Genomic DNA, 14,791 nt, shown 5'->3' with positions numbered 1-14,791 from the left:
CTGCCCAGTCAGGCGCGAAAGCGGTGCAGGGGTGATACAAATTGGATCACCGGTTATTCAATCGAACAGGGTGTGAGTGGTCTCCCCGCGATGAAAGGCGAAGGCGGCCTCAAGGTCGCTTTCAATCGTGCGGCCACGGGACAACGGCGGTAGGTCGTCGAGGCTGAAGAACCCGACTTCCGTGGTTTCGAAACCGGCCATCGGCGCCAGTTGATCAACCCGCTCGCACAGAAAGTAGAGTTTGTAGAAATCCCGGATATCGGGCCGGTACAAGCCTTTGGCCTTATGGGTGACGCTGTACAGCGCCCGGGCGGTGACCGTCAGGCCGGCCTCTTCGCGGATTTCCTTGACGATGTTTTCAGCCGCCGACAGGCCAATATCCGCATACCCCCCGGGCAACGCCCAGCAGCCATCCGTCAGCTCTCGCACCAACAGGATCCGGTCGCCGTCAATTACCGCGCCCCGCACATCAATCATCGGCGTTGAATAGCGCTTGGCAAAATCCGGCACCAGGCCGGTGATGCGCTCCAGCGGCACTTCGCCCAACTGCGCCAGCATGCTGTGGGCGATCTGCGCGATTTCCTCGAGGCGCTCGCGCTCGAAGTCATCGGTGCAGAAGTGCAGCCCCGTGGACGCCAATGCTTGCAAGCGCTTGGCCTGGGCCAGCCAGGTGTTTTCCATGGGAACTCCTTCAGTGCGAGGCGGTGAGGTCTTTTTGCATGTAGACCCGTCGCAGACCGTTTTCCAGGGCCCGATGGGTTTCCACATAGCCTTTGCGGGTGTACAGCACGATGTTTTCGCTCATCGCCTCATTCGTGTAGAGACGGATGGCGCCCTGCCTGGCCTGGCATTCGGTGAACTCCAGCAATAGACGGCCGTAACCCAAACCCTGAGCGCCGGGGGCGACGGCCAGGTTGTCCAGCAGCAGGTACTTCTCGTGATGGATCAGCACGACAAAGCCGTGCACCTGGCCTGCGTGCTCCAGCACATGCACGCGTTCGGCTGTAACTTGCTGGTGATAGTCATCCAGCATCGGCCCAGGTTTGCGCCCGATTCGTTCGATGTACGGGGAGTAGGCGGCGTGGACGATGGCCTCGATAGCGCAGATATCGTCAACGGTGGCGGGGCGGATAAGGGGTGGCATCGCAGCGTGCGCCTTCTGTACAAGAGGCCGTGACTGTAAGGGACTCACTGGCATAAAAAAACCACCTCAAGGGTGGTTTTTTTACCTCGCCGGCTTAATCGCCGCGATAGATGCAGCCGCTGGTGCAGGTCTCATGGATACGAATCGCGCTGAGTTCGGGCAACAACGGTTTCAGTTCATTCCAGATCCACTTGGCCAGCACTTCGCTGGTGGGGTTTTCAAGGCCCGGAATGTCATTGAGGTAGTTGTGATCGAGGCGTTCGTAGAGCGGCTTGAAAATCGCCTTGATCTCCGAGAAGTCACGGATCCAGCCGGTATGCGGGTCGAGGTCGCCGCTGAGGTGGATCGCCACTTTGAACGAATGGCCATGCAGGCGCCCGCATTTGTGGCCTTCCGGAACGTGAGGCAGGCGGTGGGCGGACTCGAAGGTAAACTCTTTGAAGATTTCCACAGGGTTTTTCAGCTCGGTGAGGTGTCTGGCAGGCGGCGAGTTTAACAGTTTGTGACCTCGCCGCGCACACCGCTTGATCAGAGGGCCAGCAGGCGCTCGCCCAATTGCCCGGTTTCGGCCAGTTGCAGAAACTCGTCCCCCAGCCGCTGACTTTCGCTCATCGCGGTTTGCCAGTACTTGTTGCGGCCCGGGTCATCGCCCATGAAGCGCTTGAAGTCGCTGCGGTCCGGCAGTTTGCCGTGGGGCAGGCGGGCCAGGTATTCCTTCGACGGTGCCAGCAGTAATACATCCTGCAGTCCCTGTTGATTGGCGCGGCGCCACGGCAAGCCTTTGTCGAACCAGCCGGGAATGACCCGGTCGGTGAAGTGCGGGTACAGCACAATGTCATCACCGTGGTAGGGCAGGTCGAGGTGATAGTCCAGCAGGCCGCCATCGCGATAGGTGCCAGCACCGGCGCCCGGCAGGTCGCGCACGCCTTGCATCACCATGGGGATAGAACCCGACGCCAGCAACGCCTGGCGCAGGTTACCCAGTTCCAGATCGAGGAAGCGCGAGGGGAAATCCTTGAGCGCATGCAGCGGAGGCGCTTGGCGTGGGTCGTGGACGATCAGCCGTTCGAAGTGCCGGGACAACCGCGCGCGGCCCCGCAAGTTGTCGGCGATCACCGATGACAGCCCCAGACCAAGGCGACCGCGATGATCGTCCGCCAGCAGGCCGTGGCTTTTGACCACCATGATGTTCAGCCGGTAGTTCGGGTTATCAAGCACCCGGGCATCACGGCCGGCCAGCAAATCATCGAGCATGCGCACGCAACTCTGGCTGACTTCGGCCATGGTCACGCCTTTGGCAAAGCGCTGTTCGTTGTACAGCCGGCCCAGGTCGAGCAGGCCTTGTACCGGGTCGGGCAGGCACGCACTGGCAAACCGCCAGGAGCCAATCGAGGCGCCGATCAGCGCACGTTCCCGTGGCGCGCGGGGAAGCCAGTCGCCGAACAGCGCCAGGTCCAGACCCTGGATGCCCAGGGCCTTGGGGCCACCGGCGGCGCCGGGAAGGATGCCGACCTCCGCAGGCGCAAGCCCTTGTTCGCGAATGCGCGAGAACGCACGTTTACCGGCCTTGAGGGTCAAGGCGGGGAACTTCATATGGATAGCAGTCATACCGGTCTCATTTACCGCGAGCAGGTCAGTATAGAAAATCTGGCCTGGTTGCAGGCAAAGGTCTCGCAGAGAATTGCCATGGTGGCAATTCAGTTTCAGTTAAGTTGGATCCAGTACGGTGAGCCCCGTAGGCAAAATATCCTGAAACGGAGACTCACCATGAAAACCCTCACAGCCTTGATCGCCAGCAGTATCATTGCCCTCACCGCTGGCGTCGCCCAGGCTCGCGACCTGGGGCCGGACGAAGCACTGAAGTTGCGCGACGCTGGTACCATTGTGTCTTTCGAGAAGCTCAATGCTATCGCACTGGCCAAACATCCCGGTGCCACCGTGCATGAAACCGAGCTTGAAGAGGAATACGGCAAATACCTTTACCAGGTTGAACTGCGCGACGCCCAGGGCGTTGAGTGGGACCTGGAACTGGACGCTGTCACCGGCGCCGTCCTCAAGGATCATCAGGATACGTAATGAAGGTAAATCTACGCACCAGCGTTCAAGTGGCGCTGGTGCTCCTGGCATTTTGCTCAGGCCTGGCCGCTCGGGACCTGGGCCAGGATGAAGCACTGCGCCTGCGCCAGAAGGGCGTGATCGCGCCGCTTGAGCATCTGCTGGGCCCGGCTTTCGAGCGCTACCCGGGCGCCAAGCTGCTGGATGCAGAGCTTGAAGAGCACAAGGATCGTCCTGTGCGCTTTATCTATGAAATCGAACTGTTGACGGTCGAAGGCGTGGTGCGCGAGATCGAACTCGACGCCAACACCGGTCAACTGCTCAAAGACAAGGAAGACGACTGATGCGCCTGCTTCTGGTGGAAGACCACGTACCCCTGGCCGATGAGCTGATGGCCGGGCTCAATCGCCAGGGCTATGCCGTGGACTGGCTGGCGGACGGGCGCGACGCGGTGTATCAGGGGCGCAGCGAACCCTACGACCTGATCATTCTTGACCTCGGCCTGCCGGGTTTGCCCGGGCTTGAAGTGTTGACGCAGTGGCGTGCCGCCGGCCTGGCCACGCCGGTGCTGATCCTCACCGCTCGCGACTCCTGGGCTGAGCGCATCGAAGGCCTCAAGGCGGGCGCCGACGATTACCTGAGCAAACCCTTTCACCCCGAAGAGCTGCACCTGCGTGTTCAGGCCTTGCTGCGCCGTTCCCATGGCCAGGCCAATCAGCCCACCTTGCAAGCTGCCGGCTTGCACCTGGATGAGGGCCGCCAGTGCGTGATGCGCGATGGCGAGGAGATCCAACTGACAGCCGCCGAGTTTCGGCTGCTGCGCTATTTCATGCTGCACCCCGAGCAAATCCTTTCGAAAAGCCATTTGGCCGAACATTTATATGATGGCGAGACTGAGCGTGACTCCAATGTGCTTGAGGTCCACGTCAATCACCTGCGCCGCAAGTTGGGCCGCAGCGTGATCGAGACCCGGCGCGGCCAGGGTTACCGTTTCGGCGCCAGCCCTGCGTGAAGTCGATCCAGCGGCGCCTGAGCCTTGGGCTGATCAGCGTAATGGTGATTGTCGGCCTGGTGCTGGCCCAGACCAGCCTGTGGCTGTTCGAAATGGGCCTGCAACGCTACCTGGAATCGGGGTTGCGCAACGACAGCGAAAACCTGCTGGTGGCGTTGGTGCGCGGGCCTATGGGCGTGCAACTGGATGAACAGCGGCTGTCTCCTGCTTATCAACGGCCGTTTTCCGGGCACTATTTCCGTATCGATTTTGCCGACACCCATTGGCGTTCCCGCTCGTTATGGGACCAGGAACTGCCACAACTGCCCCAAGCCGGGCTCAAGGGCAACCTGCAATTGGGGCCGGAAGGCCAGCAGTTGCTGGTACTGCGTTCGGACTACAAGCGTTTTGGCCAATCGATTTCCATCAGCGTGGCCCAGGACTACACCCCGGTCAGGGAAAGCTTTCGCCTGATGCGCCAGATCGGCCTGGTGCTGGGACTGGCGGCGCTGTTGCTGATCCTGCTTCTGCAACGGGTCACCGTGCGCCGCGCCTTGCGCCCGCTGGAGACCGCGCGCAACCAGATCGCGCAACTGCAGCAAGGTCAGCGCTCGCAACTGGACACCCAGGTGCCGGTAGAACTGGAACCGCTGGTGGCGCAGATCAACCACTTGCTGGCCCACACCGAAGACAGCCTCAAACGTTCGCGCAATGCCCTGGGCAATCTTGGCCATGCGTTGAAAACCCCATTGGCGGTGTTGCTGAGCGTGGCATCCAGTGAGCAGCTCAAGGACCATCCGCAACTGAGCAAGCTGCTGCGCGAACAGCTGGAGCAGGTGCAACAACGGCTTAATCGCGAACTCAATCGTGCGCGCCTGGCCGGCGAGACGCTGCCCGGGGCCCTGTTTGACTGCGATGGCGAATTGCCGGGGTTGCTGGCGACCCTGAACATGATCCATGGCGAACACCTGGATTTGAGTTACCGCGTACCGCCTGGTTTGCAGTTGCCGTGGGACCGCGAAGACCTGCTGGAGTTGTTGGGCAACCTGCTGGACAACGCCTGTAAATGGGCGGACGAGGAGATTGTGTTGAGCATCAGCGAAACCCCGGAATGCTTTCGGCTGGTGGTGGAAGATGACGGGCCGGGGATTCCCGAGAGCCAGCGCGACCAGGTGTTCAGCCGAGGCACGCGGCTGGATGAGCAGACTGACGGGCATGGTCTGGGGCTTGGGATCGTGCGGGATATTGTTGAGGTGTGGGGCGGGGTGCTGCGGCTTGAAGAAAGCGAATTTGGTGGTTTAAAGGCAGTAATCGACTTGCCACGTCGCCACTAGCAGGTGGTGAAGAAGCAAGCTTCTTCACCACCGGTGTGTCATCAAACCCTGAACTGATCCATCAGGCCCTGCTGCTGATTCGCCAAGCTGTTCAACGCCTGGCTGACCCGCGCCGATTCATTCGCCTGCTCGGACAACGACTCCGTCACATCGCGAATCGTCGCCACGTTGTTGTTGATCTCCTCGGCCACCGCGCTTTGCTCTTCGGCGGCGCTGGCGATTTGCAGGTTCATGTCGCTGATCACCGTCACCGCATCGCCGATCTGGCGCAAGGCGGTCACGGCCTGGCCCACTTGTTCGACGCTGCCCTGGGCCTGGCGATGGCTGTTGCTCATGGAGCCGACCACTTCCTGGGTACCGCTTTGCAGTTGCTCGATCACCAGGCGGGTTTCTTCAACCGACTCCTGGGTACGCCGCGCCAGATTGCGCACTTCGTCGGCGACCACCGCAAAACCACGACCGGCTTCACCCGCACGGGCAGCTTCGATGGCGGCGTTCAGCGCCAGCAGGTTGGTCTGCTCGGCAATCGCACGAATCACTTCCAGTACCGAACCGATCTTCTCGCTGTTGGCGGCCAGGCCTTCAACCTGGGTCATCGCGGTGCTCATGTCTGCGGCCAAATGGCCGATGCTGGTGGTGGTGCGGTCGATCACGGTCAAACCTTCACGCGTGGCCTGATCGGCATCGCGGGCGGCCTGGGCGGCTTGTGCTGCACTGCGGGCAACGTCCTGGGCGGTAGCGCTCATCTCGTGGGAGGCGGTGGCCACCTGGTCGACCTGGCGGTATTGCTGCTCCATGCCGGCGCTGGTCTCAGTGGCAATCGCCGCCGACTGGTCAGCGGTGCCACGGGCGTCCTGCACCGAGCGTTTGACCTGGGCAATGATCGGCTGCAGCTTGTCGAGGAAGCGGTTGAACCAGCCGGCCAACTCGCCGAGTTCGTCGTGCTTGTCGTAGGCCAGGCGCCGGGTCAGGTCGCCTTCGCCACTGGCGATGTCTTCCAGCATACGCGCCACGCCGAGGATCGGCTGCGTCACGCTGCGGGCCATCAGCCACACCAGTAACAGGCCGATAATTGCTGCCAGCAAGCCCAGGCTCAGTTCCAGCAGGGTGCCTTTCGCATTGTCGGCATCCAGTTTGGACTTCAGGGCTTCAGCCGGAGCCACCAGGACTTTTTCCGGTACATCCAGCAGAACGCCCCACGGTTTGCCATCGGGGATCGGCTGGAACGGCGCGAGCACCTTGAGTTGATGGTCGGTGCGCACGCTGCGGGTCTGGGTGCTGGTGGAAAGCGAACTGATCAACTGCGCGCCGTTGGCCGTGTCGACGGCGTCCAGGCGCTGGGCGAGTTTGCCGGCGTCCGGGCTGTAGCCGGCCAGCAGGCCCACCGGGCTGATGATGCTGACGCTGGTCTGGCCGTCATAGAGTTTCTGGCTGGCGCCCTGGCTGACGGCTTGCAGGCTGTTGAGGTTGATGTCCACCGACAGCGAGGCGATGACTTTGCCGTTGACCATCAGCGGGAAGACGATGCTGGTCATCAGCACCTTTTGCCCGTCGATCACATAGAAATAGGGTTCGATCACGCACGGCTTGAGTGTGGTGCGCGGGCAGGTGAACCAAGCGTTGGCTTTTTCGCCGCTGGGTCCGACGCTGGTGTCGGACATGTCGCTTTCGGGCAGCGACATCGACGTCAGCTTGCCCGCAGTCGGCTGCGACCAGTACAGCGCAAAACGGCCTTTGTCGTTGCTGCCCAGCTCTTGCTGGTTGGCGAACAACTCGTCCTTGCCATCCAGTGCGTTGGCCTCGAACACCAGGGACAAGCCCAGCAGTTCCGGATTGGCTTGCAGCGCAGCCTTGACCTGGCGCGTCAGGTCTTCGCGCAGGTCGAAGGCATCCAGGAAGCGTTTCTCGGCCTGTTCGCGCAGGAACAGCACTTGGCGGGAAAAACCGTGGCCGTATTGATAGGCGTCCATGAACTGCTGGCGAATGCCCAATGCCTGGACTTCACCCTGGGCTTCAATGCGTGCCTGGGCGGCTTCGTCGAGCATTTCCATGCTGGAAGCCTTCACCAGGTCGGAGCTCTGCGCCATGCGGTACAGCGAGAGACCCACCAGCAAGGTCACGATGCCCAGCAGGCAAAGTCCGGCCAGCAGGGTAATTTTCCATTGAATGGACAGCTGTCTGAGCGACATGGAGCCTTCCTTAACCTTTCGATACGACAGAGACGATCTGCCTGTATCGGCCGCCCAGGATTTTTCTTTATTCAAACGATCAATTTAAACTTGTTTGTGTGGCGAGGGGGCTTGTCCCCCGTTGGGCTGCGTAGCGGCCCCAAAAAAAGCGGGAGCGCTGCGCACTCCAACGGGGAACAAGCCCCCTCGCCACAGGACAAGCCCCTCGCCACAGACGAGCCCCCTAACCACTGACAAACCTTCTCCCCACAGTTTTGACAAGCCAGGCCGGGTGCTGCAAAGTGCGCGCCCTCTAATAAAACTCCTTTAAAACCTGGTTTGCGGCAGCCGTTCCCGACAGCAGCCCGGGCAGGTGTGTGCTTTTTTTAGTTTTTTCTGTCTTGAGGTAACGATGATTAATGCAGTAATCGCCGCGGTCGGCACGATGCTGGTGCTCAGCCTGTCCCGCGTGCATGTGGTGATCGCGATCATTGTCGGCGCCCTGGTGGGTGGACTGACCGGCGGCCTGGGCATCGACGCAACGCTTAAGGCGTTCAACAGCGGGCTGGGTGGCGGTGCGACGGTAGCGTTGTCCTACGCGTTGCTCGGCGCGTTCGCCGTGGCGATTGCCAAATCCGGCCTGGCCCATGCGTTGGCCGACAAAGCCCTGCTGCTGGTGGATCGCCAGGAAGCCACGGGCGGCAGTCACGTCAAATGGCTGTTGATCGGCCTGCTCTGGGTGGTGGCCATCGCCTCGCAGAACATCCTGCCGATCCACATCGCGTTTATCCCGCTGCTGGTACCGCCGCTTTTATACGTGCTGACCAAGCTGCAACTGGATCGCCGCCTCATCGCCTGTGTCATGACCTTCGGCCTGATCACGCCCTACATGTTCCTGCCGGTGGGCTTCGGCAATATCTTCCTGAATCAGATCCTGCTGGCCAACGTGGCCAAGAGCGGCGTCGACATCAGCCACGTCAACGTCACCCACGCCATGGGCCTCCCGGCGCTGGGCATGGTGGTCGGCCTGCTGGTGGCGGTGTTTATCAGCTACCGCAAGAAGCGCGTGTACGACCTGGAGAAAATCGAGCGGGTCGAGCAGGTGGCGGTGCAGTACAACCCGCTGACCCTGCTGGTGGCCGGCCTGGCGATTGCGGCGGCGTTCATTATCCAGCTGTGGCTGGACTCGATGATCATCGGCGCCCTGGCCGGGTTCCTGATCTTTTCGGTGTCGGGCATCGTGCGCTGGCGCGACACCGATGACCTGTTCACCGAAGGCATGAAGATGATGGCGATGATCGGCTTCATCATGATCGCCTCGTCAGGCTTTGCCGAAGTGCTCAAGGCCACCGGCGAAGTGCAGACACTCGTGCAAGCCTCGGCGGCGTTTATCGGCCATAGCCGCGGTGTGGGCGCGTTGCTGATGCTGCTGGTGGGGTTGTTGGTGACCATGGGTATCGGCTCGTCGTTTTCCACGGTGCCGATCCTCGCGGCGATCTTTGTGCCGTTGTGCGTGCAGTTGGGCTTCAGTCCGCTGGCCATCGTGTGCATCGTCGGCACGGCCGGGGCATTGGGTGATGCGGGCTCACCGGCGTCGGACTCCACCCTGGGCCCGACTTCGGGTTTGAACATCGACGGCCAGCATCACCATATCTGGGACACCGTGGTGCCGACGTTCCTGCACTACAACATTCCGCTGCTGGCGTTTGGCTGGTTTGCCGCGATGACGCTCTGACGGGATTGTCCTACAGATTTATTGTTACTAGCCGTTAACCTCTTAAGTTGTCCCTTAAGAGAGAAGAGCCATGCGTCTGAGTCTAAAGGCCAAAGTACTGTCCCTTGCTGTCCTGCCCGTGTTGTTGTTTGCCGTGATCATCAGCCTGACCACGGTCTGGATCCTCCGGGAGCAGGCTCGTAACGAGGTTGAAGAAACCCGTCAGAACCTGCTCAACGACGCCAAGACCACCTTGCGCGGTTACGTCGAGGTGGCCATGACCACCATCAAGCCGCTGTACGACGCTGCCGCCCAGGGCGACACGGCGGCGCGGGCGCAGGTGGTCAAGCTGCTGTCCAACACCAGCTACGGCAAGGACGGTTATTTCTTCGGCTACGACTCCGAGACCATTCGCCTGTTCAAGGGCAACAGCCCGGACGGCGTCGGTAAAAGCTTCAAGGACAACCGCGACCCGAATGGCGTCTACGTCAACCGCGACCTGGTGAAGGTCGGCAAGGACGGCACCCACTACCTGCAATACAGCTCGACACAGCCCGGCCAGACCGAGCTGGTGCCCAAGCTCGGCTACACCGAATACCTGCCCAAATGGGACATGGTGATCGGTACGTCGGTGAACCTGGACGGTATCGACGCCCAGGTCGCCGAGGTTCAGGCCAAGGTCGAGAAGCGCATGGAAGGCGTGGTGCTGAGCATCATCGGGATTGCCGTGGTGGTGCTGCTGGTGATCGCCGCCGTGGGCATGCTGGTGGCCAATACCATCCTGCGGCCGTTGCACCTGATGAAGATCAATCTCGACGACATCGCGGCCGGTGAGGGTGACCTGACCCGCCGCCTGGCTATCACCAGTCAGGACGAGCTGGGGGAACTGGCCGGTTCGTTCAACCGCTTTGTCGACAAGATCCACGGCCTGGTGCGGCAGATTACCGAAATGACCTCCCAGCTTACCGGCCTGGTGAGTCAGGTCGCCGAGCAAGCCAATCGCTCGGAGAAAGCCATGGAGCGCCAGCGTCACGAGACGGACCAGGTGGCTACCGCGATCAACGAAATGTCTTCTGCTGCCCACGAAGTGGCGCGCAGTGCTCAAGGTGCAGCGGTGGCGGCACAGCAAACTGACGCCGAAGGCCAAGCCGCGAAAAAAGTCGTGGACGGCAGCATTGCGCAGATTCATGCGCTGGTGAACGACATCCGCACCAGCGGCGTGTCCCTGGACAGCTTGCAGCAGGACGTTTCCTCGATTGTCAGTGTGCTGGGTGTGATCCGCTCGATTGCCGAGCAGACCAACTTGCTCGCCCTCAACGCCGCCATTGAAGCCGCGCGGGCAGGGGAGGCCGGTCGTGGTTTTGCCGTGGTCGCCGACGAAGTACGGGCTCTGGCGAGCCGCACCCAGCAAAGCACCCAGGAAATCCAGGGCATGATCGACCGTCTGCAAAAAGGCACCGAAGCCGCCGTGGAGTCCATGCGCCGCTCCAGCGACGCCGGCGACGGCACGTCTGCCAAGGCCAACGAAGCCGGTGCGTCCCTGGACACCATGGCGCAGTTGATCGGCACCATCAACTCGATGAACGCGCAAATCGCCAGTGCGGCGGAAGAACAAACCGCCGTGGCCGAAGAAATCAATCGCAGCGTGCATCAGATCGCGGTGGCGGTGGACAGCGTGGCGGATGAAACCCAACAGGGTGCCCAGACCTCCCGCAGCCTGGCGGACCTGGGGCAGCGGTTGGGTCAGTTGGTGGGGCAGTTCAGGATCTGACCGGGGGGGGCATCAACCCGGGTTATAGGGGGTTTCTCCATGGGCGATGACGCGGTCCACCAAGTCTGAACCGGGCGCGGTCCGATACTTCAAGGGCACATCAAATCGCGTGTCTACATAAAAGATATGCGGGTTGTCCGGGCTTCGCACCATTTGCAGGCCCGAGGTGTTTATCTCGTAGTAGTGGGTCATTTTATCCAGTGCATTACCGTACTGGCGGCGCCCGAAAATGGTCCGGGAAATCTCTGCGGTTGCCTTGTCATCAGGTGCCAGATCCGTGAAGTAATGCCTTCCCTGGTTTCCAGGCAGGCGTTCTCCGGTCAACTTGCTGCTCGAGGGCGACAGGTTACGACTGGCAAGGATGGCTGAATGACCTTTTTTCCCCGTGTAGTGATAAAAAACGTTCTGGCCTTTGACTGGCGGTTCCAGCGTAGCTTTCTCACCCGGAAAACTTTCGGCCAGCCGAGGCCGTTTGTTGGCTGCGTCTGGTTGTGCAGCCGGATTGCTGGCGGTGCTGGATGATGCAGCGCCATTGCCTTGGGAAAGGGGGCGTTTGGCTGTCGCCTGGGAAGGGCGGCTGGCCTGATAGCCGTTGGCATGCGAGCTCGCTCCATTGGTTGTCGCTCCTCCCCCACGCAATTTACTGACTCGCCACGTGCCATCGTTTGTCCGGTGCAGGAACGCGACCTGTTTTTGGTTTTGCGGATCAATGACGCGGACGATGCCGCCCTCGGCTTTGTAGTTCCGGCTTATTTGAAACGGCCTGTTGATGCCGGTGCCATCGGTATACCGGATGTAGAACTGTTCGCCGACCTGATAGGTGCCGTCCCCCCTTTTCGGCCTACCGGCAAGCAGGTTCTCGGGCACCGCATGACTACTGAGGTCGGGCAACTGGGCGGTGGTTGCCTTAATGGCGGGAGGTGTACGGGGTATCAGTGGTGCCAGGGCGCTTTCTGCCGCCGGTAACCGCAATACGGGTCGTAGAATCGGGCTGGCATTGGTTGCAGTGTTAGTCGTGCGGCCTGCGTATCGTGCATAAATCATGGCCAGCCGGTTGGGTTTGTCGAGAATTTTGACGATGGACTGGCCCGGCGCATTGATGAATTTCAGTCCGGTCCTGCCCAGCCTGACGCCAGTGGATACGCCTTTGCCGACAATGGGCAGGACGTCCATGAGCGCGGTGCCTACTGCGATACCGAACATTACCTTATTGTGGGTCGACTCCTTTTCCACCTCAGCGGTGCTGACAGAGCTGAAGTCGGCTTTGTCGATCAATATTTCCGTCATCTGTTTGTACAGGGCGTCCAGGACATTGCCCTGGATGGGTTTGAGGTAGGCGCTGCTCGCCATCTCCTTGGCCTTGGCTATACGATCCAGCACGTTGGGAATATTTTTTTGCAGCAGATCGGAGAGAGTGGCCTTCAGGCTATTGGGGTTGATCGGCGAAGCTTTGCTTTCGGCGTAGGTTTTCCATTGCGGCTGGTTGAACAGTTCTTCGAGGGCTGCCTGACTGGCAAGTTGCCGAAATGACACGCCGTCGGGAGCGTCAGGGCTATACAACACCAGCGCCGACTCCGGAGCATTACCGATGGCGAGTACACCCTGAAGAGGCAGGCCGTGAGCGCTCACGGTATGGGCGACAATGGTTTTGCCATCCACCTGCGGTCGAGTGGCGGCGTCCGGATAATCAAGGACAGCCTGTACCCACTGAGGCCCCTCGGAATCTTCCGGATAAGCGTGCCGGTTCAATTGCCCCAAAAAGGCTTGTTTGTTCATGGAATCGGTCAGAGTGGCTTTCCACGCCGTGCGCAGTTTTCCGGGCTCTCCCTCCTGGGCATCCGGCGCCATTCGTTGCTGGAGCAATTTGACATAGTTGCCGCCGACATCTATCTCGCTTGCGAAAGCTTTGAGTTCTGCGGTGTTCCAGGTAATGGGGTTGAAGTCGTCATCCAGCAGGTCGAGGCCCATATCGTCAATTAACGGGGCAGTCATGGTCACTGAGGTGTGCTGATGGCTGTCTGCCGCAGGCCAGGCGGTGGGATTCTTCAGCGAGAAGTCAGTCAATGACAGGTATTGGGTATCGACGGTGCGATCAGTGTAGGAGCCTGCCCGGCTACCGCTATGAATTCTGGACCGTGTGGTGATTTTCACCTGGATCTGGTCCGGGTCGTAATTGGCTGTCGGGTATTTTTCCTTGAGTGCGGCGCTCAACCTCTGTTTGGCAAACGCTTGCAGGGAGGGAATGTCTTCCAGCAGCGGCGTCAGCGTCTGTAGGCTGCGCTGCTCCACACCCTCAAGGTATTGATAGTGGCCTTCATGGAGGAGCGACAGCTCTTTCAACCATGATGGACGTTGTTTTTCTTCCAGCCTTTCATACTCGGCAAGCAATGCATTGTTGCCGTCCATGGGGGCGGCCCAGTTGGCTGCATCCTGTATAGCGCCATGCACATCTGGTCGGCTTAACAAGGCTGGGTAGGTTTTGAATAACCCCACAATAGTGGCTTCCAGCTCATCTGTCTGGCGTTGGAATAGCTGAGGTATCACTTCGACGACAACGTCCCCCGGGACGGGAGCAAAACCAAGCGCCAGATCGTCCCCGGACAACGGCTGGCGCTTGTTTTCCACCGATAAAGGCAGGGTTTGCGCCAGCAGTGTTGCCGGGATGCCGCCGTTGTTGATTCGTTGCGCCAGCATCGTGTGCAGTTGCGCAGGGGTTGCGAACTCTTCAAAGCCTTCTCCCGGCGTGTAAAGCACCACGGGGCCATTGCGCTCGTCGGCCAGGATGCTCTTGCTCCCGTTGGGCCAGTGCGGCGCTTCGGCGGCGGAGCCGTCATTGCGACTAATCATGAAGGCACCGGCCAGGCGCGCACCCACGGCGGTGTTGTCATCCACCGTGATTGGATACACGCCCAGCCTGTTGCCAGGAGGGAAAGCGGTTTCCCGGGCCGCCAGGGTCGGGAAGCGAAACGCGTTGTCGATCAGCGTTTTGCTTTGTGGGCTCAGTGTGCCGTTGGTTGCCCCCAGGGCTGCCAGGTTGGAGAGCATGTCTCGGTGCAGGTTGATCAGCTCGTTTTGAGGTGAGGTCGAGTTGCGCTCAGGGGGGCGCTGAGTTGTCCAGAACCGGTTGATGGTTTCGGAGAATTGCTGAGCGAGTTTTTTGCCTGGCTCTGGATGTGACAGCAGCGCCTCGATTTGCTTTGGCGTTTGCTGCCCCAAGAAGCTACTGAAGGTGGGCTGTTGCGCCCGCAACCGATTGATTTGCGTGTTGAGTTGCGTGTACTGCTGGAGGAACGCGGCTTGATCGGTAGGTGCCCTTCCAAATACATACCGTGCGACTACCGCTGGATAAATGGCATGGACGTTCGGTGGCATGGGGGAGGCAGCTGTGACGCGGGGCGCCTGCGCCGGTTGCTCCTGGTGCACCGACCTCGCCTGGGACCCGATAGAGGGCGATGGTGTGAGAGCGAGGGGAGCGGGAGGAATATAATCAAAGGGCGGTGGGGCAGCTGCAGAAAATATCGACATTCGTTGCACCTCGAAAGGCAGGCCTCAGTCCATTCTCACCTGTTTTTTTTGGATACCGCTCCAGCGGCATATCCTTCAGTGGGGGAGAG

At 60.5% G+C, this 14,791-nt stretch carries 12 protein-coding genes and 2 pseudogenes; 7 read left to right on the top strand and 7 right to left on the bottom strand.

Features of this window, described 5'->3' with window-relative positions:
- Nucleotides 1-57: 57 nt before the first annotated feature.
- From HBJ59_RS09600 to HBJ59_RS09585, 4 genes are all read right to left on the bottom strand, one after another.
- On the bottom strand, nucleotides 58-681 hold the full coding sequence (locus HBJ59_RS09600) for an NUDIX hydrolase (protein ID WP_076016745.1): 624 nt from the start codon (nucleotides 679-681) through the stop codon (nucleotides 58-60).
- Nucleotides 682-691: 10 nt separating this feature from the next.
- A complete protein-coding gene (locus HBJ59_RS09595; RefSeq protein ID WP_167663378.1) occupies nucleotides 692-1,144 on the bottom strand; it encodes a GNAT family N-acetyltransferase in 453 nt (150 codons plus the stop codon).
- 94 nt (nucleotides 1,145-1,238) lie between these two features.
- Nucleotides 1,239-1,595, bottom strand: a complete 357-nt coding sequence (gene queD, locus HBJ59_RS09590; RefSeq protein ID WP_167663377.1) for a 6-carboxytetrahydropterin synthase QueD — start codon at nucleotides 1,593-1,595, stop codon at nucleotides 1,239-1,241.
- Between the two features lie 77 nt (nucleotides 1,596-1,672).
- A complete protein-coding gene (locus HBJ59_RS09585; protein WP_167663376.1) occupies nucleotides 1,673-2,752 on the bottom strand; it encodes a patatin-like phospholipase family protein in 1,080 nt (359 codons plus the stop codon).
- 159 nt (nucleotides 2,753-2,911) lie between these two features.
- Between HBJ59_RS09585 and HBJ59_RS09580 the strand changes: the two genes are divergently transcribed.
- Genes HBJ59_RS09580 through HBJ59_RS09565 form a run of 4 tightly spaced genes read left to right on the top strand, consistent with a single transcriptional unit; the run spans nucleotide 2,912 to nucleotide 5,524 of the window.
- Entirely contained in the window at nucleotides 2,912-3,220 is a 309-nt protein-coding gene (locus HBJ59_RS09580; RefSeq protein ID WP_008432789.1) for a PepSY domain-containing protein, read from the top strand.
- Complete coding sequence (locus HBJ59_RS09575) at nucleotides 3,220-3,543, top strand: PepSY domain-containing protein (protein WP_003219549.1); 324 nt, start codon at nucleotides 3,220-3,222, stop codon at nucleotides 3,541-3,543. The genes HBJ59_RS09580 and HBJ59_RS09575 overlap by 1 nt, the downstream gene beginning before the upstream one ends.
- Entirely contained in the window at nucleotides 3,543-4,211 is a 669-nt protein-coding gene (locus tag HBJ59_RS09570) for a response regulator transcription factor (RefSeq protein WP_076016748.1), read from the top strand. Before HBJ59_RS09575 ends, HBJ59_RS09570 begins: the two co-directional genes overlap by 1 nt.
- The gene (locus HBJ59_RS09565) at nucleotides 4,208-5,524 is read left to right on the top strand and encodes a sensor histidine kinase (RefSeq protein ID WP_167663375.1); all 1,317 of its coding nucleotides are present in this window, start codon (nucleotides 4,208-4,210) and stop codon (nucleotides 5,522-5,524) included. The genes HBJ59_RS09570 and HBJ59_RS09565 overlap by 4 nt, the downstream gene beginning before the upstream one ends.
- Nucleotides 5,525-5,565: 41 nt before the next feature.
- Here HBJ59_RS09565 and HBJ59_RS32015 read toward each other — a convergent pair whose 3' ends face one another.
- Both HBJ59_RS32015 and HBJ59_RS32010 read right to left on the bottom strand, forming a co-directional pair.
- On the bottom strand, nucleotides 5,566-6,321 hold the full coding sequence (locus tag HBJ59_RS32015) for a methyl-accepting chemotaxis protein (protein ID WP_371132963.1): 756 nt from the start codon (nucleotides 6,319-6,321) through the stop codon (nucleotides 5,566-5,568).
- A gap of 102 nt (nucleotides 6,322-6,423) precedes the next feature.
- A pseudogene (locus HBJ59_RS32010) lies at nucleotides 6,424-6,570 on the bottom strand (HAMP domain-containing protein); the annotation flags it as partial.
- Between the two features lie 1,537 nt (nucleotides 6,571-8,107).
- Here HBJ59_RS32010 and HBJ59_RS09555 point away from each other — a divergent pair.
- From HBJ59_RS09555 to HBJ59_RS32000, 3 genes and pseudogenes are all read left to right on the top strand, one after another.
- Nucleotides 8,108-9,427, top strand: a complete 1,320-nt coding sequence (locus tag HBJ59_RS09555) for a Na+/H+ antiporter family protein (RefSeq protein ID WP_167410187.1) — start codon at nucleotides 8,108-8,110, stop codon at nucleotides 9,425-9,427.
- A gap of 70 nt (nucleotides 9,428-9,497) precedes the next feature.
- A pseudogene (locus HBJ59_RS32005) lies at nucleotides 9,498-10,319 on the top strand (cache domain-containing protein); the annotation flags it as partial.
- Between the two features lie 36 nt (nucleotides 10,320-10,355).
- Nucleotides 10,356-11,177: a methyl-accepting chemotaxis protein gene (locus HBJ59_RS32000; protein ID WP_372241461.1), complete on the top strand. Its 822-nt coding sequence runs from the start codon at nucleotides 10,356-10,358 to the stop codon at nucleotides 11,175-11,177.
- Nucleotides 11,178-11,189: 12 nt separating this feature from the next.
- Here HBJ59_RS32000 and HBJ59_RS09545 read toward each other — a convergent pair whose 3' ends face one another.
- A complete protein-coding gene (locus HBJ59_RS09545) occupies nucleotides 11,190-14,549 on the bottom strand; it encodes a dermonecrotic toxin domain-containing protein (protein WP_167663373.1) in 3,360 nt (1,119 codons plus the stop codon).
- Nucleotides 14,550-14,791: the final 242 nt, after the last annotated feature.

Source organism: Pseudomonas sp. AN3A02 (assembly GCF_011765255.1).
Lineage (GTDB): Bacteria > Pseudomonadota > Gammaproteobacteria > Pseudomonadales > Pseudomonadaceae > Aquipseudomonas.
Note: the sequence above shows the minus strand (reverse complement) of the source record. Positions and strands in the feature narration are given on the sequence as shown.

Coding starts and splice junctions, on each gene's coding strand:
- HBJ59_RS09600 (WP_076016745.1), bottom strand. CDS start 681: ATGGAAAACACCTGGCTGGCCCAGGCCAAGCGCTTGCAAGCATTGGCG.
- HBJ59_RS09595 (WP_167663378.1), bottom strand. CDS start 1,144: ATGCCACCCCTTATCCGCCCCGCCACCGTTGACGATATCTGCGCTATC.
- HBJ59_RS09585 (WP_167663376.1), bottom strand. CDS start 2,752: ATGACTGCTATCCATATGAAGTTCCCCGCCTTGACCCTCAAGGCCGGT.
- HBJ59_RS09580 (WP_008432789.1), top strand. CDS start 2,912: ATGAAAACCCTCACAGCCTTGATCGCCAGCAGTATCATTGCCCTCACC.
- HBJ59_RS09575 (WP_003219549.1), top strand. CDS start 3,220: ATGAAGGTAAATCTACGCACCAGCGTTCAAGTGGCGCTGGTGCTCCTG.
- HBJ59_RS09570 (WP_076016748.1), top strand. CDS start 3,543: ATGCGCCTGCTTCTGGTGGAAGACCACGTACCCCTGGCCGATGAGCTG.
- HBJ59_RS32015 (WP_371132963.1), bottom strand. CDS start 6,321: ATGGAGCAGCAATACCGCCAGGTCGACCAGGTGGCCACCGCCTCCCAC.
- HBJ59_RS32000 (WP_372241461.1), top strand. CDS start 10,356: ATGACCTCCCAGCTTACCGGCCTGGTGAGTCAGGTCGCCGAGCAAGCC.
- HBJ59_RS09545 (WP_167663373.1), bottom strand. CDS start 14,549: ATGCCACCGAACGTCCATGCCATTTATCCAGCGGTAGTCGCACGGTAT.